The following is a 20,164-nucleotide window of genomic DNA, read 5'->3' on the forward strand; positions in this document are numbered from 1 at the left end:
CGAGTGTTTCCGTGAGACGGCTATGACACCCGGCCCTTCCGGCGCTACCTTCATGCAGTCGGCCGATCCGTCGACGCAGGTACGCCGGGAGGGCCCGTGAAGGGGAAGACAGAACAGCGGGCTGGCCTGCTGTACGGAATCGGCGCATACGGGATGTGGGGCATCGTCCCCCTCTTCTGGCCGTTGCTGGAGCCGTCCGGGGCGATGGAGATCCTCGCCCACCGGATGGTCTGGTCCCTGGGCGTCGTCGGAATGGCCCTGCTCGTCGTGGGCCGCTGGGCCTGGATCGGCGAGCTGATCCGCACACCCCGCAAGCTCGGCCTGATCGCCCTGGCGGCGGCGGTCATCACCGTCAACTGGGGCCTGTACATCTGGTCCGTCAACAACGGCCAGGTCGTCGAGGCTTCGCTCGGCTACTTCATCAATCCGCTGGTCACCATAGCCATGGGCGTCCTGCTGCTCGGCGAGCGGCTGCGCCCCGTCCAGTGGATCGCGGTCGCGACCGGCTTCCTCGCCGTGCTGGTGCTGGCGATCGGGTACGGCCACCCGCCCTGGATCTCGCTGGCGCTTGCCTTCTCCTTCGCCACGTACGGCCTGGCGAAGAAGAAGGTCAACCTGGGCGGCCTGGAATCACTGGCCGCCGAGACCGCGGTGCTCTTCCTGCCCGCGCTCGGATTCCTGCTGTGGCTCGGGGCCCGGGGCGAGACGACGTTCACGTCCGGTGGCGCGGGGCACGGGGTGCTGCTCGCCGCGACGGGCATCGTCACGGCGGTGCCGCTGGTCTGCTTCGGCGCGGCGGCGATCCGGGTGCCGCTCTCCACCCTGGGGCTGTTGCAGTACCTGGCCCCGGTCTTCCAGCTCGTGCTCGGCATCCTGTACTTCCACGAGGAGATGCCGCCCGAGCGGTGGTCCGGGTTCGCGCTGGTCTGGCTGGCGCTGTCGCTGCTGACCTGGGACGCGTTGCGGACGGCGCGGCGCAACCGGGGCGAGGCGGTGCGCCTGGCCGCGGCGCGGGCGGACTCGGCGGCGACGGACCCGGCAGCGACGGACCCGGCGGCGGCCGCCACCGCTGTCGCTCACGGTACGGGGACGGCGCCCGGCGCCACGCCCCCGGAACGGGCACCGAGCTCCTGAGGTGACCCGGCGGACGGCGGACGCTTCCCGTTCCGCCGGCGCAGCCCGAGTGCGGTGATCAGGGCGCCCAGCACCACCATCACCACCGGCACCACCAGGGCCGCGCGGAAGGCGGTCAGGGTCGCCCCGGCGGAGCCGTCCGTTCCGGCCGAGACGATCCCGTACACCGCCGTCACCGCCGAGATGCCGACCGCCGAGCCGAACTGGGTCGAGGTGTGCAGCAGGCCCCCCGCCAGGCCCTGTTCGCTGTCGGGCACACCGTCGGTCGCGGCGATCGACAGCGGGCCGTACGCGAGGGCGAAGGCCAAGCCGGTGAGGAGCAGGGTCGGGAACATCGCCGCGTACGACCAGTCGAGCCCGACCGGCAGGAACAGCCCGTACGAGGCGATGGCGAGGACGAAGCCGCCGAGGATGACCTTGGTGTTGCCGTAGCGGTCGACCAGGCGCGGGGTGAGGGTCGGCGCGAGGACCGCGTCGGAACCCATCACCACCAGGGCCAGCGCGGTCTGGAGCGAGGACCAGCCGCGCAGCTCCTGGAGGTACAGGGTCATCACGAACTGGAAGCCGAAGAAGGAGCCCACGAAGAGCAGTGCCCCGAGGTCGGCCCGGATCATCGCGGCCCGGCGCAGCATCGACAGCCGGACCAGCGGCGCGGACGCGCGCCGTTCGATGGCGACGAAGAGCGGGATGAGGACCAGCCCGGCGGCGAACGCCCCGGCCGTCCACAGCCCTCCGTCGAGACCGTGTTCCAGCCGCACGATTCCGTAGGTGAGCAGCAGCATCGCCCCGGCCGCCGCGGCGGCACCCGGCAGGTCGAAGCCGCCGGTGCGGACCGGACGCGGTTCGACGGGGACGGTCCGCAGCGCGGCGATCAGGAGGAGCGCCGCCAGCAGCACCGGCGCGAAGAACACCCAGCGCCAGCCGAGCTGGGTGAGCAGCCCGCCGATGACGAGCCCCAGCGAGAAACCACCGGCCGCCGTGCCCGCGAAGATGAGCAGCGCCTTGTTGCGCTGCGGGCCCTCCGCGTACGAGGTGGTGATCAGCGACATCGCCGCGGGGGTCATGAAGGCGGAGGCCACTCCGGTGACGAAGCGGGCGACGACCAGCGTCCAGCCCTCGGTGGCGAAGCCGCCCAGCCCGGAGAAGAGCAGGAAGACGGTGAGCCAGACGAGGAACATGCGGCGCCTGCCGAGCAGATCGGCCGCCCGCCCGCCGAGGAGGGTGAAGCCCGCGTAGCCGAGGACGTAGGCGCTCATCACCCAGGCCGCGGTACCGGTCGACAGATCGAGGTCGGACCTGATGGAGGGAACGGCCACGGCGAGCATGGCGACGTCGATGCCCTCCAGGAAGATCGTGCCGCACAGGACGAGCAGCAGGAGCCGTGCGCGGGGCGAAAACCCGGAAGCGGAAGCTGAAGCGGAACCTGCGGCGGGACCGGAAGCGGAACCCGAAGCGCCACCGGAAGCGGGTGCCGGGGTGGCCGGTGCGGGTGGCACGGGTGGCGTGGGTACGTCGGCAGACACAGGTGTCCCCTTCCGGGACCGGCCGGACAGCCGGGTCGGTTACGCACAAGAGGGTCAGTTCCCTCTTGTAACCATGGGAATCCTGCGCCACCATCAGATGTCATGGAAGTAGGCACTTTTAAGTCACCGAGTCACTTCGAAGGCACCGTGGCCGCGACCGCGGACAAGACCGTGGCCGCGACCGCGGGCGAGACCGTATGCGCGACCCAGACCGCGGGCGCGACCCAGACCGCAGGCGCGACCGTGAGCGACGACGGGCATCTGACCGGCGGCGACCCGGATCCGTTCCAGTGGGACACCCGTGAGGGCTGCGAGGTACGGCAGATCCTCGACCGGGTCGCCGACAAGTGGTCACTGCTGGTCATCGCCCTGCTCGACCGCCGCAAGCTCCGCTTCACCCAGCTGCGCCGGGAGATCGACGGCATCAGCCAGCGGATGCTCACCGTCACCCTGCGCCAGCTGGAGCGCGACGGCCTGGTCGAGCGGACGGTCCACGCGGTCGTCCCGCCCCGCGTGGAGTACGAGCTCACCCCGCTCGGCGGCACCCTGCACACCACCATCCGCTCCCTGGTCACCTGGACCGAGGAGCACCAGAACGAGATCGCGGCGGCGCGCGCTTCGTACGACGGGCGGGCGGCCCTGGAGGACCACTGACACTCTCGCGATAGTTACTGGGTTGCTTTTATTACTTGGTTACGTTTTTCTGGGTGCTCCGGAACACGAACCGAGGAGCGGGCATGACCGACACGGCCGGCACACCGGCGGACGTACTGATCGTGGGCGCGGGCCCGACCGGACTGACCCTGGCGTGCGATCTCGCCCGGCGTGGCATCGCCGTACGGATCGTCGACAAGTCCCCCGCGTACCCGCGCAGTTCGCGCGCCAAGGGGCCCAACCCCCGGTCCCTGGAAGTCCTGGCGGACCTGGGTGTCATCGACCGGGTGCTGGCCGCCGGGTCGGCGCCGCTGCCGATGCGCAAGTACCGGGACAGGCTGCCGGTCATGGACACCGACCCGTACGCGGACAGCACCCCGACGCCGGACGCGCCCTACGACAGGGGATGGCTGATCGCCCAGTGGCGGCTGGAGGAGATCCTGCGCGACCGGCTGGCCACGTCCGGCGTCGGCGTCGAACTGGGCGCCGAGGTCGTGGGCATCACGCAGATCGCGCAGATCACGCGCGCGGACGGGGGAACGGGCGACGGCGGGGAATCGGGCGACGGCGGGCACGTCACCGTGACGTTCGCCGCCGGTCCCCCCGTCCGCGCGCGGTACGTGGTCGGGTGCGACGGCGCCCACAGCCCCGTACGCAAACTCCTCGGGATCGGCTTCGACGGGGAGACGCACGCCGAGCAGATGATGGTCTGCGGCGATGTCGCCCTCACGGACGGCGTGCTGGACCGCGACCGCTGGCACCAGTGGTTCGACGAGGACGGTGCGGTCATGCTCTGCCCCATCCCCGGTACGCCCTCGGGCTGGTGGTTCCAGGCCGGGCCCGAGCGCGACCAGGAGGGCCGCCCCCTCGCCCCGTCGCGGGAAGGGTTCCGGCGGCTGCTCACCCGGCACACCGGACTCCCCGGCAGCCACCTCACCGACGCCACCCTCCTGTCGACGTACCGCGTCAACGTCCGCCTGGCCGACCGCTACCGGGTGGGCCGGGTCTTCCTGGCCGGGGACGCCGCGCATGTGCACGCGATCGCGGGCGGCCTCGGCATGAACACCGGCCTCCAGGACGCCTTCAACCTGGGCTGGAAGCTCGCCCAGGTGCTGGCCGGGCGGGCGGAGCCGGGGCTGCTGGACACGTACGAGGAGGAGCGGCTGCCGGTCGCCGCCCGGACCCTGGACCTGACGTCCGAGAGGCTGCGGGCCACGCTGGCGGCGATCAGGAAGCCCGGCGGCGGTCTGGACTCGGCCATCACTCCGGAAACGGCCGGGCTCGGCACCGGCTACCGGTGGAGTTCGCTGGCCGCCGAGCACCGGAGCGCGCCGGGCGGCGGGGGCCCCGGAGACGGCCCGCACTCCGGCGACCGGGCTCCGGACGCCCCCTGCCTCGTCGCCGCGACGGGCGCGCCGACCAGCCTGTTCCGCTCCTTCGCCGGACCGCACCTGACCGTGCTCGGCTTCGGCCCCGGCAGCGCGACGGCGCTGCGGGGGGTGACGGCCGCGTACGGGGGCAGTGGCGCGGTACGGGCCTGCCGGGTGTACGGAGCGGGGGAGACACCCGGCGCCGACGCGCACGCGGTGATCGACCATCAGGGGCACGCGCGGGCGGCGTACGGGGTCGGCGGCTCCGGCGCGGTCGTCGTGATCCGGCCCGACAACCACGTGGGGATCGTCGCCCCGGCGGACGCCCCCCGCTCCGTACGGGAGTACCTGGACCTGCTGCACCGGGCGGACGGTGCCGCCGGCATGGTGGACGCCGTGCGGTAAGGCTGATTGAGTGCCCGGATGGGGACAGTTCTCAAGGGCATGAGCAACGTTCAGTGGCACGAACTCCAGCATGCCCGCGGCTCGGCGTCCCAGGTCCCCGGCATGCTGTCGCGGATCGCCTGGGGCGACGCCCCGAGTGCCGAGGACGCGCTGAGCGATCTGGAGCAGTGGATCGGGGCGCTGGCGGTCTTCGACGCGACCGTGGCCGCGGTGCCGTTCCTGTGGGAGCTGGCCGGCACGGAGACGGTCAGGGACCGGGCCGGGGTGCTGGAGCTGCTGAGGACGATCCTCTCCGCCGGGCATCATCACCACCCCGAGTGGGCGCGCGGGGCGCACGAAGCGGTCGTGGCGGGGCGCGCGACGGCCGAACGGCTGGCCGCGGCACCGGCGTCCCGTCAGCAGTCCACACCAGTAACGGTGCCGGTGCCGACGCCAGAACCGGAACCACAGGCGCCGTCCGAGGCGAAGGCCGCGGCGGAACTGCTGGCCGCGATCGACGGACACGTCTGCGCGGCCTGTCCCCCGCGTGGAGCCTGATCGGCACGCAGACTCATCCGCGCGGAACCTGATCCGTACGGAACCTGATCCGTACGGAACCTGATCCGCACGAAGCCCCATCCGCACGGAGCCGCTTCCCTCACTCGCCGGTTTCGGTCAGCCGGGCGCGGTGGGCCCGCACCTTGTGCCGGTTCCCGCAGCGCTCCATCGAGCACCAACGGCGCCTGCCGGGGCGGGAGGTGTCGACGAAGAGCAGGCGGCAGTCATGGGCGCCGCACTCCCGGACCCGGTGGGCGTACGGTCCGGTGAGCAGGTCCACGGCGTCGCGGGCGACCGTCGAGAGCAGCTGGGAGCCGGTGGCCCCAGGGGCCCAGGCCCGGTCGCCGCCCCCGGTCAGCCGGGCCGTCAGCGGCGGGTGCGCGGCGGCGTCGTTCACCGCGTCGAGGTCGGCCGGGTCCGGCTCGCGGCCGTGCGCCCGGTCGGCGGTCAACCGCCACAGGGCATCGCGCAGTTCACGGGCGGCGGACACCTCGGCCGCGCACACCGTGAGCCGCAGCCCGCCGGGCAGCCTGCTCTCCGCCGCCCACCCGGTCAGATCCACCGGCTCGTTCAGCACCTCGAAGCGGGCGAGCGGGCCGGGGCCGCCGGTGGGCAGCAACTCCAGGCACAGGGAGCCGGGATCGAAGCGGAACGAGCTGCCGTCCGGGTGCCTCAGGACCAGCCCCGGCGCGCCCCTTGCCCTCTCAGTCACGTAACCACCATAAACGGTTTCCATGACCCTGCACTGGAAACTCGTCATCGACAGCGCCGACCCGCACGCCCAGGCCGGCTTCTGGGCCGAGGCCCTGGGCTACCTCGTCGAGGACAACAGCGCCCTGGTCGAGCAACTGCTCGCGGCCGGGGCCGTGCCCGAGGCCATCACCGTCCACGCCCACGGCCGCCGCGCCTGGCGCGATCTCGCGGCAGCACGCCACCCGGACGATCCGTACGAGGAGTTGAGCGGTACGGGACAGGGGCGGCGGCTGCTCTTCCAGCGGGTACCGGAACCGAAAGCGGTGAAGAACCGCCTCCACATCGACGTGCACGCCGCACCGGGACAGCGCGACGCGGAGGTGGCACGACTGCGGGAACTGGGCGCGGGCCTGCTGCGTACGGTGGACGAACCGGGCGGGAGCTGGCTCGTCCTCAGCGACCCCAACACTTCTGACTACCGGTTCTGAGAATACCTGCACGTCAGCGCCAACGGCAGAGCCCCGCCCGGCACTTGGCCGAACGGGGCGGTTTCCTGTCTGCGGGGTCGCTACGGGGCGCGTAGCTCGTCATCGGGGGTCGGGCCCGCACCGATCGCCACGGCGTGACTCGGGCACGCGTACAGGGTCACTCCGGGGCCGCTCGGGCGCTCGATGTACCGGACTGGGATAGGGGCGTACGTCCACTGATCACAGCGGCAGCACACGGCCCCGCGCGGCTCGGGGGCGGGCTCGGGGCGAAGCATCGCGGATATGAACTCGGGGGCGGTCACGCTGCCCCCTTGCGGCCCACAAGGCTGCCGAGAGGCATGGTCGGGAAGTCGTAGTCCAACCCGAGATCGGCAAACTCGGCGGCCCAGACCCGTTCGCGCTGGAGCGGGGGCAGCTCTTGCGTGCGCTCGTCTTGGAAGATCGCTCGGACTTCCTGCGATGACGGGGCGGTCCACGGGCGGGACCAGGGCGACACGGGCGCGGGCTCGGGAGTCGTCGGGGTGGCCGTTGTGCTGTGCTGCCCTTGGGCGGGCAGCAGCAGCCGCAGCACCCACGTAAGGGAGCGGGCGATAAGGTCGCGCATACGTCGTTCAGCTCCTAGACAGCTGTTCGGCGAGCCCCGATGGACCGGGCCTAATCGGTCTGTCGGGGCGTTTCACCTGCGACGGTAAGACAACTCCTATAGCCACGTCTACCCACGTATGGAGACGGTCGTATGCGTGTCCTGTTGTCTACGCTCTCCCCATGAGCCCGAGCATTGACTACGAAGCCCCGATGCCGCCGTATCAGCAGATCGCGGCGGAGATCATCCGGGATATCGAGTCAGGCACCCTCCCTGTGGACCGCCCGATCCCCTCGGAGTCCTCATTGATCCAGCGATGGGGCGTGGCGCGGGACACCGCCCGCCGTGCGGTGCGGCACCTGCGGGAACTCGGGTACGTCTACACCGTGCCGCAGCGAGGTACCTACGTACGCGACCGCAGCCAGGACGGACAGCAGGACCAGGGCACGCAGTAGACCCCGCCCATGCGCCACGGGGCAGCGCAGGTCGCCGGGAGACCACTTACGCGGTCAAGCCAGGGTCGAAGTACCCCGGCGTACGGAACAGGCCGGTGAAGGTCCCGGGGCCGTGCCGCTCGTCCAGCCATGCCCCCAGTGCGGTCGCGTCACCGCTGATGATGGCCCCGAGGAGCCGTGTGTGGCACGCGCCTTCTTCGCCGGGTGCGAACTCCTCAAGGAAGCGCGCGTAGCGGCGATTGACGCCATTCTCGTAGCCGGTGAGGGCCGCCGCGTATCGCGTCTGCTCGTCGCTTCCCGACATCCCCGCCGCGCGGTCGGCGTCCCCTTCCGTCAGCGTTCCCGTCACGTCCCGAAACGCGAGGGAATCGAGAACGTCTGAGGGCTCCGGCACGCCGAAGCGCTCTACCGTCTGCCGAGTGATGGAACGCGCCTCTTTGTCGCACGCACCTTCCATGACGATTCCGATATTGCGGGTGTGGTGACTTCCGCGCTGGTCGGCAGCCGAATAAGACTGTCCGGTTGACCGGCGGTAGTTGATTCCATACTGAGTTCGGACGGGCACGCCCGCCACTTCCACATACCGCCGACGCGACCCGTAGTGAAGGCAGTCATGAGCGTACGCACGAAGAAGGTCGAGCAGGGCCAGCGCGGGGCGATCTGGATTCCGTTGCTCCATGGGTCCGTACATAGTGATGACGGCCACCATCTGAAAGTGCCGGTATCCCTGGTCCGGGTGGTGAAATCCACCGAAGGCACCGGCACGCGAGGAGTCACAGCCGACCATCACGCGATCAAGCGGCAGCATCTTGGCCAGCCCGTACCCGGCATACCGGCGTGTGGCGTTTTCGACACCAGAATGAAACGGGGTGGTGTCGATTCCGTCTGCCGCCCACCGGCTGAGCATTTCCGAGAGGGGCCGGAAGACGTGGGCGGGATGCTTTTCCGTCAGCGGAGACGCGTCGGTGCGCATAGCTGCCGGTGCGGCGATTGCCTTAGCGCCGGTCACGTACTCGTTCGGCGCGAGTTCCGCTAAGTCGGCGAGCCCGCCTTGATGAGCTGAACGTGACTCTCTTGAATCCCCTCCGGAAGTGCATCCGGGCTGAACCATTTCGCCTCCAGAATCTCGAACCCGTCGAGCTTGAGAGTTCCACCTGTGTGAAGCGCCTCGTAGGCGATTTCCACGCGCAGTTTGTAGCCGCTGGTTACCTGAACCAGTCTTCCCGGAACAACTTCGAGGCCGGTCTCTTCCCGAACCTCCCGAACGATCGTCTTCGGGAATTCCTCGCTCTTGACGGCGTATCCGGTAGGAAGACCCCATGGACGGCCGGCGGGCCACATTCGGTGCTTGAGCAAGAGGACTTGACCTTGTTCGTTTCGCACCACACCCGTCACGCCAACCATAAATTTGGCGTGTGCAAACCACAGGACGCGCCATTGCAGAGGCCCGCGAATGAGTTTCCACACCCGGGCAACGATCCTTTTCATGCGCACCCCTTCGATAGGGCAAGCGCCGGGGGCGCCTGCGGTAGCTGATTCAACCGGAGCGGTGGGGAGTGGGTCACGCCCCAGCCCGCCGGCTCGGAGTGAGAGACGGCCAGGTTGGAGCCAGTACGGGCAGCGCGATGCTTGCCGCAGCCGCGGCGAACACCAGAACCGACCAGGCAACATGCCGCGCACACTTCACGCGTCACCACGCCGCGGAATGCAGTTGGGGCAGCCGTCCGGGTGGAAGGACGACGGGGGATGCTTCGGGCCGGGAAGGTGAACCACGCCGGAACTCCCGTCCACAGCACCGCCGTACTGATCCCACCAACCGGCAGGAGATCCCGCGTACGGACCATTGGGGTCGCCTATGAGGCACACCAACTCCAGGGGCGGGAGGGGCGGAGTACAACGCCCCTGCGGCCGTACGGGGGTGCTCACTGGTGATCCGCCGTGAGGTGCCGCCGCAACCTCACGTTGCAATCACTCACGCCGCTCGCGTCGCCGTTCACCTTGGACCGGTCGCGCTCCTGGGCGACGTTGTCACAGTGGGCGCAGCCCGGAACCGGCGCAGGGTCGGGGTCCAGTCCCAGCGGGAGGTTCACGGGACTCCCCTGTGTTGTCTGCATCTTCATGCCGGCCGTCCCCTCACGTGGTCCGATGACGACCACGCTAGGGAGTGCGGAACCCCAACGCCTAGTGAGTTCTACGTTGTTGCACGCGACTTCTCACCGCAGCGCGCCAAGGGCAGCAGCCACCAATGCGCGGGCTTCCGACCCGTAGACGGCCAACCCCTTTAGGTCACCCCATGCCTTGACGTACATGCCCACTTCACCCGGCGCGGTGAGCGTCACCTGAGCCGTCAGCAATTCCACATGAACGCGCTGATCATCGAAGATGTCGAACGTCTCTAGCGTCCACATGCCCCGCTCACTCGCGGCGAACGGGATGATCCCGAGGGAGACAGCGGGCAGCGACATGATCGACAGCAGGTGTCCCAACTGGCCAGCCATGGCTGCCGAGTTGCCCACCTGGTAGCGCAGCACGGATTCCTCAACCAACAGCGCGAAACGGTGCGTTCCCTCGTGCAGCACGCGGGCACGGTCCATGCGGGCATCTACCGCTTCCGCCGTGTCGTTGGGGGTGCCATGAAACCGGCTGATGGACGAGAGCAGCGCGGCGGCGTAGGCGGGCGTCTGGAACAGTCCCGGCACGACGTGCGAGGCGTAGCCCCGATGCAGCTTGGTGCGCTGATACAGCGGGATGCGGGCCTCTTGCAGGCGGCGCAGGCCGGTGCGCTGTAGCCGCTTCCACTCCAGATACATCGAGTCCGCCGTACGCGACGCGGCCACTATGTCGGCCGCCTGATCATCCGTCCCGCAGGCGGCGCACCATGCGCGGATATCTGCGTCAGACGGGGGCGTGCGGGCGCTCTCAATGCGAGAGGTCTTGGACTTGTGCCAGCCGCAGCGTGCGGCCAGCTCGTGCCCCTTCAAGCCAGCGTCTAGGCGCGCTTCCCGGAGCCGTGCCGCAACAGCCTTGCGGGCGCTCTCGACACTTGATGACTGGTACTGGGGCATGAGCTTGCGCGGTTAGACCGTGAACCTCTCGTGCGGGGTGGCGCGCTGCCACACAGCCTCGAATGCCTCGCTGAACTTCTTGATCACTACCGGGTCATCGCACATCTCTTGGCAGTCCAGCGCACCGTTTCCCGTGAAGTGCCCGAACCTGATCAGCCGGTCATCGAAGATCCACAGATCAGCGCCCGGCAGAAGGAACGTTGCGGCGTCCCTGCGCGGTAGCCATCGCACCTGTTCCCCGGCTTCCTGGTTGAGGTGCGTTGCCTCGTACTCAAACCGGATGTAGTCAGTGACCGGCTCAGAGACAACCCGAGCCCGGCGCATCTCCACGCCACGGGCAACCGCTCCCCGCACTAGATCGGTCCACGCCTGGAAGTCCGCGACAAAGGCCGGAGTGATCCCGCCCGCCTGCTTCCACTCAGCGAAGCGGCCCCCGTCGTCGTACCCCTCGTAAGTGTCCCGTAGTTCGAGGTGGACAGCGGAGCGGTGACAGTTCCCGATCAGCTCACTGAACGGCGGAACGCTGCTCGGCCTCATCACACGCCTTCCTGATCAGATGCACCATGCTCGCTGGAACACGGATCACCGCCTCAGAGTCGGGGATGTGCCCGACCGTCAGGCACTCCGCTTCCGTCTCCTCGTCCGCCTTCCACCCCTGGAACACCATGTCGGCACACTTCTCGTCTACCCACACGGTCGGGCAGTTGTCGCCGTTGGTGTTCGGGTCCTTGCCGAAGAACATTAGAGCCATGACCTTGACCCCTGCCTACTCGGTTCTACCTGGTTGCACGAGCGTTACCCCGTCGGGTGCACAGCGTCAAGACCGCCTGCCCCCTGGGCACTTGCCCCGGACATGCCGAAGCCCCCGACGACCACCCAGCGCGGGCAGCAATCGGGGGCAAGGGCGCAGGCGACCCGGGACAGGTGCGACAGCGCACAGTGCGTCCGGGGCGGGCATAGCCTCGTACATATAACCCGGTGTGCCCGAAGTGTCTTGCCATCCCGGCCAATACAGCCGTATCCCTTAACGAGAGCACCGGTCCATAGAATGCATGGAACGCCATCAACGCTCGGGAGCGACTGAATTTCCATTCTGGCAAGGTCTCGCGGGTCGAGTATCCCAAGCAACCCCATGAAATCACCCCCACAGGAACGCTCTAATTAGCCACGCGAGAAAGTCACCTCCCTGCCGCTCTTTTGGACCGGGCGATGGGGGCACCCGCCTGGGTCACTCGCGTCGCCCAAAGACAGTGCGGATGATCACTAATGCGCGCTGCCTTACTCGTGGATCTGGGTGCGCCAGCGCGACGATAGCGAGCGAGGACAGTAGCGCCACCAATCCAGTCATCGGCAGCCCGTAGGTAGCTGGTTCCATGGCGAGGACCGTAGCAGCTTTTCACCGCCGAACTCCCATTAACGCTAAGTCTCTCCACCTTCACGGCAAGGCCGTTTAGTTTCGTTTCCCGAACGAAACTAAACGTAATCCATTGCATTGCATTTATGCGTAATGCAATGCAATGGATTGCCCCCAGGTGCCGACCTACCACCCTGCCGTCAACTCAGGGCACCCGGGTATCGGGAAGGGGGTACGGGCTTACGCGGCATGGGGGCCATTAGGTGGAATGGCCGGGGGATCAAGCGGAGTCTCATCCGGGTGTCGGGGCGTGAGATGAATAACCGTGAGCCGGCCAGCATGCCGCATTCGCTGAATCCCCTTCGGCATTACGGTCTCTGCATGCGTTCCCGTATCAGCCCATGCGGGCCGGCCGTGCTCATCACGGGGGAAGTACGGGTAATCCCCATTCGGTCCGGGGTCGAGTGCGTCTGTAGCCATCGTTAGTTCGTTCCGTAAAGGTGACCCTCGCGAGCCTTCGTCATTTCTTCGGCGAACTGTGCACCGATTTCGGCAGCCTGCGTTTCGACCGCTCGCTGAATCTCATCAAGGATCTGCGCGTCATACCAACGCTGTTCGGGCACCGTGTTCGGTTCCCTAATGGCTCGCTGCGCTCGTTCTGCTTCGGTGAGCACGTGTCCGCGCCGGTAGCGGGCCGCACGGTATTCGACATATGCGGCGAACCACGGTTCGACCGACAGGGCCTCCATGAACCGCTCGTGGGCCTCGTCGCCGGAGCGGGCAGCCTCGTCCGCCCGTTCGTGCCAAGTGTCGGCAAACTGGCGGTCATAGACCGCCCCTCGCTCCGCACGTCGGGTCGTTTCGGCTTCCTGCGCCGCTTCCAACTCGGCCTGTGCGTTGGCGAGCGGAGTGGACAGCTTTTCCGCCTGCGCCCGGAGCTTCGCAACGCGCTCCGCGGCCTTCTCAATTTCGATCGTCATAATCAGTTGCTCTCCTTCGTCACATCAACGCCGTGCGCGGCAGCATTCTTCTTGTCGTTCTCGTAGTAGCCGAGACCGATTCGGGCCGTGGTGCCCATCCGGTCGAATACCTCGGGACGCGAGTCGCACAATGTGGCGAGTTCTTCCATGCACTCATCCCTCTCGAATTCTTCCGCGCGCATCCGATCCTTGTCAGGAAAGCCGTCCAGGAAAGAGACTCGACCAAGAGTGTCACTCATGTTTTTTGTCCTTGCTGTGTGTTCGGGCATGAAAAAGCCCCTGTGTGCATCACGCCAGGGGACGAAAATAGTTCAGGGCGTTACCTGATGTGTGGGAGTCAGTTCTACTGCGGAGCAATACCCGGATTCTTGAGCAATTCCCGCGCCGCAATCTGCGTCGCCCTGTACACGTCCGTGCGGCAGTACGGCGAGCAGAACCGGGGCGGACGACCCGGGCCCCTATAGTTCGTTAGAGCAATCGGGGTGCGCGCAGGTCCCGGGGCCCTTTTCCTCGGCGCGCTGCCGTGCGTTGGAAACGAGGCGGAGTGTTGCGCGGGCGGCGTCCTGGTCGCCGTTCAGTGCCTCTTGCGCAGCGTTCTCGGCGCGCCACAGCAGCGCGCGCACTTCAAGGTGTCGTGTGGTGTCCATCAGTCCCTCGCTGCATTCATGGTGGCGGGTTGATCCTCGCGGCTTTCCCTCTGTCCTTTACGGGAGAGTGGTGGTTTCCTGCGTTCGGCCCGTGGATGGCAAGGCCGGTTTCCCTCCCGGTATTGATGGAGAGCGGTGGTTGCCCTCAAAGCCGCCCAGGACGGGCAAACGGGACATCAAGTGTGGTGTACATCACATAACAACTCGGATGAAAGGTGCGGACGGCTCGGTCCGTGGCTCGCGGTTGCCGCCGAGTTGGCAGGCAAGGACAGCGTGAGTGATGCGATGACGAACAGAGACCCGGTCCCTCTTCTCTCTTGGTTTTTCTAGTTGTCCCCAAAAAACCGGTAGAACCGTCACTCCACCACCTCTCATCCTCGCTGTCGGCATCCCGCTGAGACGTTCTCTGCGGGCAGTAGAAAACCCCGGCGGTCCGTGGACCAACCGGGGCTGTCTCGGGCCCTACAGGGGCCGTTACGCGGCGACGGGCACCCGCTCGGCTGCTGCGTGGGCGACCAGGCGCACGCTGCTGCCCGGGGTCGGGCTGTCCCCGCGTACGACGGATTCCAGCGCCGTTGCAACTGCTGTGAGTGCTTCCGCGGCGGGGTCCAGCTCTCCCGTCATGGTGAAGTCCACGCACCGAGTGTCGAGCTTCCGCCACCCGCCACGGACACCGCGCCGCACGTCCAGCCGCACCCTGCTTCAACCAACATGGCGCGTCGGCCCGCTGTGTCCTTCTCGGCCCACTCGTCCGCGAAGGTGCGGCCGGTCGGGGTGACGACGCGTTGCGGCTCGACCTTTTCGCGGGACTCCAGCTCGGCTATGCGGTTGTCCAACGCGCCGGCCCGTTCCTGCCACGCGTGCGCGGCGTGCTTGGACTTCTGGCGTCCCTTCTGCTGCTGGTGCTCCTCGAACTCCGCGAGGGTGGCGCGTAGCTCGGGCTCGGGGTCGTACCCGGGGATCTCGACCACGTGTGTGGTCTGGACGCTGCCGACCAGCCGCAGGAATTCGGCGGTTACGTACTCGTCCGCCCAATCGCCCCGGACGTGCGCGGGCGCCTCGCAGTTGTCGCCCCGCGCGTGATAGTCGCACTTGTAGACAGGGGCCTGGTTCTTCTTGCTCTCCTGCTTGTTCAGGTACATACGTCCGCCGCAGGAGTCGCAGTGGATCACGCGCAACAGAAGCGCGTCGGTGTCCTTACGGTCCCCGTTCTCGATGCTGCGGGAGTCGAGCAGCGCCCCGATACGGTCGAACTCTTCCCGCGTCATGATCGGGGTTTCGGTGCTCATGACGGGGTTGCCCTCGGCGTCCCGCACGGGCTTGCCCTTGTGCATCTTCCAGCCGAGCAACGTTGCGTTACGGAGCATCCGGCCGAGAACGGTCGGGTTCCAGTTGAACGCGTCCTTAGTGAGCCCGGTTTCCCCGCCGGTCTTCCCGCCCTTTGCACGGCCGTTCTTCACTGCCCAGTGATCGCGCGGGCTCGGGACCTGGTCCGCGTTGAGCCCGAGGGCAACCGCGGAAACGGTCTTGCCTTCCAACAGCTCTCGGACGATACGTTCAATGACCTTGACCGCATCGGAGTCCGGTACGAGCGTCCAGCCGATCCCACCGTGTTCCGCGGGCATGGGCGCGGGCATGTAGCCGTACGGGGGGCGACCGCCACCGCGCCACCTAAGCGGCATTTTCCGTATGGCTGCCATGGCGCCGGTAACGCGGTCTTTGATGCTCTGCGACTCCACCTGAGCGGCGAAAGCCAACATCAACATCATGAGTTCCGACATGGGGTCCATGGGGTTGCGGAAGTCGAACACCAGCCGACCCCCGCCGATGCCCTCGGCAAAGACCAACATCTTTCGGTGCTGCTTCGCCCACTTGGCGAGTTCGTGCATGTGCGCCATGGACCGGATAGCGCGGTCAAAGCGCCACCACACCAGCGCGTCAAAGTCATCGGGGCGCGCGAGCCACCCGCCGAGCTGCGGACGGTCGAACGGGCCGAACGCGGACGCGCTCACGTCAAGGTCTACAGCCTCGCGGAGCTGGTCACCCTCGCCAAAGTCAATGCCGAGTGCTGCCGCCGCTATGTCGTCGGCCTCGCGCTGCCGCTCGGGGCTGGTGGTCTCGTCAGTAAGGACGGACAGGCGCACGCACCGGACACCCCGAAGGGTCTCGGTTTCGTAGACCGTGCCCGCGAGAGGGTTTCGGGATGTGTTGGCCATGCCCTCTGTAGAGAGCGAAGGGTTCCCGCTACCGTCCCTGACCAGCGTTGATGCCACCATGCCCGCACTCCAGAACCGCTAGATTGGAGTGTTGGGAGACCCGGAGGGCAATGAGTTCTGCGTCCAGTAGGGGCGCGGCCGGGCGGGAAAGGCCACCGCGGACGGGGCGGCCCCGGGGCGGTCGACAGGGCGCACGACGCCCGCTGTCGGTGCCGTGCCCTAACGTGGGCGGATGACTACTGCCGATCACGCTTCCGAGCCCGCGCCGGGCTACCGCCGTTTCGCGGGTGACTGCGCCGCGTGCGGAATCGGCCTCCAATGGGAGGCGTACAGCCGTACCCAACTGGTGGACAGCGAAGGGCTCACCCACTGCGTACCCCAGCAAGGCCCCCACGTGGTGCGGTAGCCGCCGCCCCCGGCACCCGCCCCCGCCGGGGGACGCACCGCACGCACTCACAGGGTCCCGGCGAGGCACTGCGGGTGCGCCGCGCGGCCGCGAAGCCCGAAAAGCCCCTCGTACGAGTGATGCAAGATCGTTTCTGCGGCCTTCGGAGGTCCATCTCAAGATCGTTCCGGGGAAAACTGGGGCGGCCCGACCGAACCCCGACAAACGAATGGGACGATTTTCCATGCGCCTGCGCGCCCTCGCCACCGCCGCCGCCTGCGGCCTCGCCGTGCTCCTCGCCGCTCCCGGCTCCGCCTCCGCGGCCGATGGCGACTTCACGTACCGCTACAGCGACCTGGGCGGCACCCCGCACATCGGCGGCCTGATCGACCCGCCGAGCGGGGTCTGCATCACCCTGCCCGAGGTCGAGCACGGGTGGACCGAGCCCGCCCACTCCCCGCGCAACAACACCGACTCCACGGCCACGGTCTTCGCCGACGCCGACTGCGAGGGCCCCTACTTCAGCCTCCGCCCGAACGGCGGTCACGCCTCCGAGCGCCTCAAGGTCCGCTCCGTGGTGTTCAGCTGACCCGAGCCGCCTTCAGGGGCCCGCGCTCCTGACAGCCTGACTACCTGACTCCTGGGCTCCTGGGCTCCTGGGCTCCTGGGCTCCTGCCAAGATCCGGTACGACGCCGAAGGGCGTACGTACCGGATCTTTTTGGGTCGCGCAAGGGGCCATCGGTGGCCTCCTAGGCTGGGTCCATGCCCACGCCACCCGCATATGCCCTCGTCGCCACGGACCTGGACGGCACCCTGCTGCGCCCGGACGACACCGTGAGCCCGCGCTCCCGCGCCTCCCTCGCCCTGGCCGCCTCGGCCGGAGTTCGGCACCTGATCGTCACCGGGCGGCCGGTGCCCGGCATACGGCGGCTGCTCGCGGACCTGGACTACCGCGGCCCGGTCGTCTGCGGACAGGGAACCCAGGTGTACGACGCCGGGCCGGACCGCATGCTCCACTCGGTGACCCTCGACCGGGAACTGGCCGATGCCGCGCTCGGCAAGATCGAGGCGGAGGTAGGCGCGGTCTTCGCCGCCGTGGACCAGGACGGCCCACTCGGCCGGACCCTGATCGAACCGGGCTACCGGATGCCGCACCCCACGCTCCCCGCGGTACGGGTCGGGCGTCGTACGGACCTGTGGGCGGAACCGGTCATCAAGGTCCTGGTACGGCACCCGGAGCTCGGCGACGACGCGCTGACGGCCGCCGCCCGCGCGGCCGTGGGCGATCTGGCGACCGTCACGATGGCGGGCCCCGGCACGGTCGAACTGGCCCCTTACGGCGTGGACAAGGGCACCGGGTTCGCGCTGGCCGCCGAGGTGCTGGGGCTCGATCCGGCCCGCGCGGTCGCGTTCGGCGACATGCCCAACGACCTGCCGATGTTCCGCCTCTCCGGACACGGGGTGGCGATGGCCGGCGCGCACCCGGGGCTCAGGGCGGCGGCCGACGAGGTGACCGCGTCCAACCTGGACGACGGCGTCGCGGTGGTACTGGAGCGGCTCTTCGGCTGAGGGCGGGGCTCCGGGGGGCCTTGTCGCCTGAGGTCCGGGGCTCCGGGGCCCCGGGAGCTCACTCCCCCTGCGGTCGGCCGCGTCCGGCGCCCGCGCGGCCCGGGGGCAGGGGCAGGTCCTGCTCGGTCCACAGCGTCTTGCCCTGCGGACCGTGCCGGGTCCCCCAGTGCGTGGCGAGCTGGGAGACGATGAACAGTCCCCGGCCGCCTTCGTCGGCGGTACGGGCATGGCGCAGATGCGGTGCCACCTCGCTGCTGTCGTGCACTTCGCACGTCAGTGTGGCGCCCAGCAGCAGGCGCAGCCGCAGCGGCGGGGTGCCGTAGCGGACGGCGTTGGTGACCAGCTCGCTGACGATCAGTTCGGTCGCGTCGATGGTGTCCTCGTCCAGGTTCCAGCCCTGGAGCCGGTCGCGTACGAGGACCCGGGCCGTGGCGGGAGTCGTACGGTCGTGCGCCAGGTCCCAGGTCGCGACCCGGTTCGCCGGAACGGTGCCGGTGCGGACGAGGAGCAGCGCGGCGCCGTCGGGGCGGGAGCCGGCCGGGAGCCCGTAGACGACGGCGTCGCACAGGTCACGGAGACCGCGTCCGGGCTCGGCGAGCGCTTCGCCGATACGAGCGGCGGCCTCGGCGTCGGGCAACAGGGCCTCGGTGCAGAACGCGAGGAGGCTGCCCTCTTCGAGGGTGATGGTGGCCGTCGCGAAGGGCGCGCTGTCGGCGGAGAAGAGGCTGGGCCCTTCAGGTACGTCGAGGGGCCGCGCGCTCCCGTCGGGGGCGACGACGACCGGCGCCGGGTTCCCGGCCCGCGCGAGGGTGCAGGTACGGGTGAACGGGTCGTAGACCCCGTACACACAGGCCGCCGCCAGCGGTTCGCTGTGCAGGGCGTCGGCCCGGGGCAGGGCCGCCCGTTCGACGGCGAGGCGTTCGGCCGTGTCGTTCAGCCGGGCCAGCATCTCGTCGGGCTCCAGGTCGAGACCGGCCAGCGCCTGGATGACCGTACGCAACTGCCCCATGGCGATGGCCGTCTGGAGGCCCTGCCCCGCCACACTGCCGACGACGAGGGCGGTACGGGCGCCGGACAGCGCGATGGTGTCGAACCAGCAGCCGCTGTCGTGTCCGGGCAGCAGGACATGGGCCGTCTCGACGGCGGCCTGGTCCCCGTCGTCCTGCGGGAGCAGCCGACGCTGGACCGTCGAGGCGATCACATGGTCGCGCTCGTAGCGGCGGGCGTTGTCGATGCTCAGCGCGGTGCGGGTGGCCGCCGTCCGCGCGAGGGAGACGTCGTCCTCGCCGTAGGGCTCGGTGTCCCCGCACCGGTAGAGGCTCACCAGCCCGAGGACCGCGCCACGCAGCGTCAGGGGGACCGCGATCAGCGAGTGGGCGCCGGTCGACCTGATCAGACGGGCACTGTCCGGGTCCGCGTCCAGCCACGCGGTGTCCGGCGTGAGCTGGACGAGCCGGGGCCGGAGGTCCGACACCGCCAGCGCGTACGGCGTACGGAAGGGGAGGTGGCGGGTACCGCCGTCCGGGTCGGCCCGGCGCAGCGGGACGTCGGGCCCGAGCGGCCCCACCGGCGGCTCCGCACCGCGCAGGACGTCGTCCACCACCTCGACCACGGCCAGATCGGCGAACCCCGGCACCAGGGCCCCGACGAGCGCCCGGCAGGTGTCCGCCACATCGAGTGATCCGCCCACCGCCTCGCGCACCGCCGCCAGACACTCCTCCCGGCAGCGCGCCCGCTCCCGCCCGGTGACATCGACGACGGCCGCCAGCAGGCCCAGGGGCCGGTCGCCGGGGCCGTCGAGGCGGTACGCGGACACCTTGAAGCTGCGGTCCGGTCCGGGGAGCCGCCTGAGCCGGCCGCGGACCGGACGGCCGTGCACGGGGCCTTCGCCATCGAGCACACCGCGCAGCACCTCGGCCACCCTGTCCGGCCTGTCGAGGCGGTACACGTCGGTGAAGTGATCGCCGATCATCTCCCGGACGTGGGCGGCGTCGACGAGGGAGTTGGCCCGCAGCACCCGCAGGTCCGGATCGAGCACGATCAGGCCCACCGCGGACTGGGCGAACAGCGCGTCGAGGAGGGCCGCGTCCAGGACGGCAGGGGCG

22 protein-coding genes are annotated in these 20,164 nt (G+C 69.0%); 9 read left to right on the forward strand and 13 right to left on the reverse strand.

Annotation, left to right across the window (positions count from 1 at the left end):
- Positions 1-96: 96 nt before the first annotated feature.
- Positions 97-1,134, forward strand: a complete 1,038-nt coding sequence (gene rarD / locus OG413_RS06645; RefSeq protein WP_266803451.1) for an EamA family transporter RarD — start codon at positions 97-99, stop codon at positions 1,132-1,134.
- Here rarD and OG413_RS06650 read toward each other — a convergent pair.
- Positions 1,077-2,510, reverse strand: coding sequence for an MFS transporter (locus tag OG413_RS06650; protein ID WP_266809943.1), 1,434 nt, complete (start codon positions 2,508-2,510; stop codon positions 1,077-1,079). The genes rarD and OG413_RS06650 overlap by 58 nt on opposite strands.
- A gap of 390 nt (positions 2,511-2,900) precedes the next feature.
- Here OG413_RS06650 and OG413_RS06655 point away from each other — a divergent pair, with 390 nt between their 5' ends.
- The 3 genes from OG413_RS06655 (at position 2,901) to OG413_RS06665 (ending at position 5,623) form a co-directional block, all read left to right on the forward strand.
- Positions 2,901-3,311 carry a helix-turn-helix domain-containing protein gene (locus OG413_RS06655; RefSeq protein ID WP_073718981.1) on the forward strand — a complete coding sequence of 137 codons (411 nt, stop codon included), beginning with the start codon at positions 2,901-2,903 and terminating at the stop codon, positions 3,309-3,311.
- A gap of 83 nt (positions 3,312-3,394) precedes the next feature.
- Entirely contained in the window at positions 3,395-5,086 is a 1,692-nt protein-coding gene (locus OG413_RS06660; RefSeq protein ID WP_266803452.1) for an FAD-dependent monooxygenase, read from the forward strand.
- An 18-nt stretch (positions 5,087-5,104) separates the two neighbouring features.
- Positions 5,105-5,623 carry a hypothetical protein gene (locus tag OG413_RS06665; protein WP_266803453.1) on the forward strand — a complete coding sequence of 173 codons (519 nt, stop codon included), beginning with the start codon at positions 5,105-5,107 and terminating at the stop codon, positions 5,621-5,623.
- Between the two features lie 100 nt (positions 5,624-5,723).
- Here OG413_RS06665 and OG413_RS06670 read toward each other — a convergent pair whose 3' ends face one another.
- Positions 5,724-6,359 (reverse strand): ABATE domain-containing protein, encoded by a 636-nt coding sequence (locus tag OG413_RS06670; RefSeq protein WP_266803454.1) that lies wholly within the window; start codon positions 6,357-6,359, stop codon positions 5,724-5,726.
- Here OG413_RS06670 and OG413_RS06675 point away from each other — a divergent pair.
- On the forward strand, positions 6,358-6,804 hold the full coding sequence (locus OG413_RS06675; protein WP_266803455.1) for a VOC family protein: 447 nt from the start codon (positions 6,358-6,360) through the stop codon (positions 6,802-6,804). The genes OG413_RS06670 and OG413_RS06675 overlap by 2 nt on opposite strands.
- Before the next feature lie 298 nt (positions 6,805-7,102).
- Here the strand turns inward: OG413_RS06675 and OG413_RS06685 are convergent, their stop codons facing one another.
- A complete protein-coding gene (locus tag OG413_RS06685) occupies positions 7,103-7,408 on the reverse strand; it encodes a hypothetical protein (RefSeq protein ID WP_266803456.1) in 306 nt (101 codons plus the stop codon).
- A gap of 161 nt (positions 7,409-7,569) precedes the next feature.
- Here OG413_RS06685 and OG413_RS06690 point away from each other — a divergent pair, with 161 nt between their 5' ends.
- Entirely contained in the window at positions 7,570-7,842 is a 273-nt protein-coding gene (locus OG413_RS06690; protein ID WP_266803457.1) for a winged helix-turn-helix domain-containing protein, read from the forward strand.
- A 46-nt stretch (positions 7,843-7,888) separates the two neighbouring features.
- On the opposite strand, the gene OG413_RS06695 is transcribed toward OG413_RS06690, so the two are convergent.
- The 9 genes from OG413_RS06695 to OG413_RS06740 form a co-directional block, all read right to left on the reverse strand.
- The gene (locus OG413_RS06695) at positions 7,889-8,815 is read right to left on the reverse strand and encodes a hypothetical protein (RefSeq protein ID WP_266803458.1); all 927 of its coding nucleotides are present in this window, start codon (positions 8,813-8,815) and stop codon (positions 7,889-7,891) included.
- A 59-nt stretch (positions 8,816-8,874) separates the two neighbouring features.
- Positions 8,875-9,330: an NUDIX domain-containing protein gene (locus tag OG413_RS06700; RefSeq protein WP_266803459.1), complete on the reverse strand. Its 456-nt coding sequence runs from the start codon at positions 9,328-9,330 to the stop codon at positions 8,875-8,877.
- Between the two features lie 725 nt (positions 9,331-10,055).
- Positions 10,056-10,907: a helix-turn-helix transcriptional regulator gene (locus OG413_RS06710; RefSeq protein WP_266803461.1), complete on the reverse strand. Its 852-nt coding sequence runs from the start codon at positions 10,905-10,907 to the stop codon at positions 10,056-10,058.
- A 12-nt stretch (positions 10,908-10,919) separates the two neighbouring features.
- Entirely contained in the window at positions 10,920-11,444 is a 525-nt protein-coding gene (locus OG413_RS06715; protein WP_266803462.1) for a DUF6879 family protein, read from the reverse strand.
- Positions 11,413-11,658 carry a hypothetical protein gene (locus OG413_RS06720; protein WP_266803463.1) on the reverse strand — a complete coding sequence of 82 codons (246 nt, stop codon included), beginning with the start codon at positions 11,656-11,658 and terminating at the stop codon, positions 11,413-11,415. Before OG413_RS06720 ends, OG413_RS06715 begins: the two co-directional genes overlap by 32 nt.
- 1,085 nt (positions 11,659-12,743) lie before the next feature.
- Positions 12,744-13,241 (reverse strand): hypothetical protein, encoded by a 498-nt coding sequence (locus tag OG413_RS06725; protein WP_266803464.1) that lies wholly within the window; start codon positions 13,239-13,241, stop codon positions 12,744-12,746.
- A 2-nt stretch (positions 13,242-13,243) separates the two neighbouring features.
- Entirely contained in the window at positions 13,244-13,480 is a 237-nt protein-coding gene (locus OG413_RS06730) for a hypothetical protein (RefSeq protein ID WP_266803465.1), read from the reverse strand.
- A gap of 882 nt (positions 13,481-14,362) precedes the next feature.
- On the reverse strand, positions 14,363-14,524 hold the full coding sequence (locus tag OG413_RS06735; protein WP_266803466.1) for a hypothetical protein: 162 nt from the start codon (positions 14,522-14,524) through the stop codon (positions 14,363-14,365).
- Positions 14,509-16,104 carry a recombinase family protein gene (locus OG413_RS06740; protein WP_266803467.1) on the reverse strand — a complete coding sequence of 532 codons (1,596 nt, stop codon included), beginning with the start codon at positions 16,102-16,104 and terminating at the stop codon, positions 14,509-14,511. The genes OG413_RS06735 and OG413_RS06740 overlap by 16 nt, the downstream gene beginning before the upstream one ends.
- Positions 16,105-16,336: 232 nt before the next feature.
- On the opposite strand from OG413_RS06740, the gene OG413_RS06745 reads away from it, so the two are divergent.
- The 3 genes from OG413_RS06745 to OG413_RS06755 all read left to right on the forward strand — a co-directional run bounded on the left by OG413_RS06745 (position 16,337) and on the right by OG413_RS06755 (position 18,059).
- Positions 16,337-16,510: a hypothetical protein gene (locus OG413_RS06745; protein ID WP_158074362.1), complete on the forward strand. Its 174-nt coding sequence runs from the start codon at positions 16,337-16,339 to the stop codon at positions 16,508-16,510.
- Between the two features lie 223 nt (positions 16,511-16,733).
- On the forward strand, positions 16,734-17,078 hold the full coding sequence (locus OG413_RS06750) for a hypothetical protein (protein WP_266803468.1): 345 nt from the start codon (positions 16,734-16,736) through the stop codon (positions 17,076-17,078).
- Positions 17,079-17,252: 174 nt separating this feature from the next.
- Entirely contained in the window at positions 17,253-18,059 is an 807-nt protein-coding gene (locus tag OG413_RS06755; RefSeq protein ID WP_266803469.1) for an HAD family hydrolase, read from the forward strand.
- Between the two features lie 58 nt (positions 18,060-18,117).
- On the opposite strand, the gene OG413_RS06760 is transcribed toward OG413_RS06755, so the two are convergent.
- Complete coding sequence (locus OG413_RS06760; RefSeq protein ID WP_266809947.1) at positions 18,118-20,151, reverse strand: SpoIIE family protein phosphatase; 2,034 nt, start codon at positions 20,149-20,151, stop codon at positions 18,118-18,120.
- Positions 20,152-20,164 lie beyond the last annotated feature (13 nt).

The organism is Streptomyces sp. NBC_01433 (assembly GCF_026340105.1).
GTDB lineage: Bacteria > Actinomycetota > Actinomycetes > Streptomycetales > Streptomycetaceae > Streptomyces.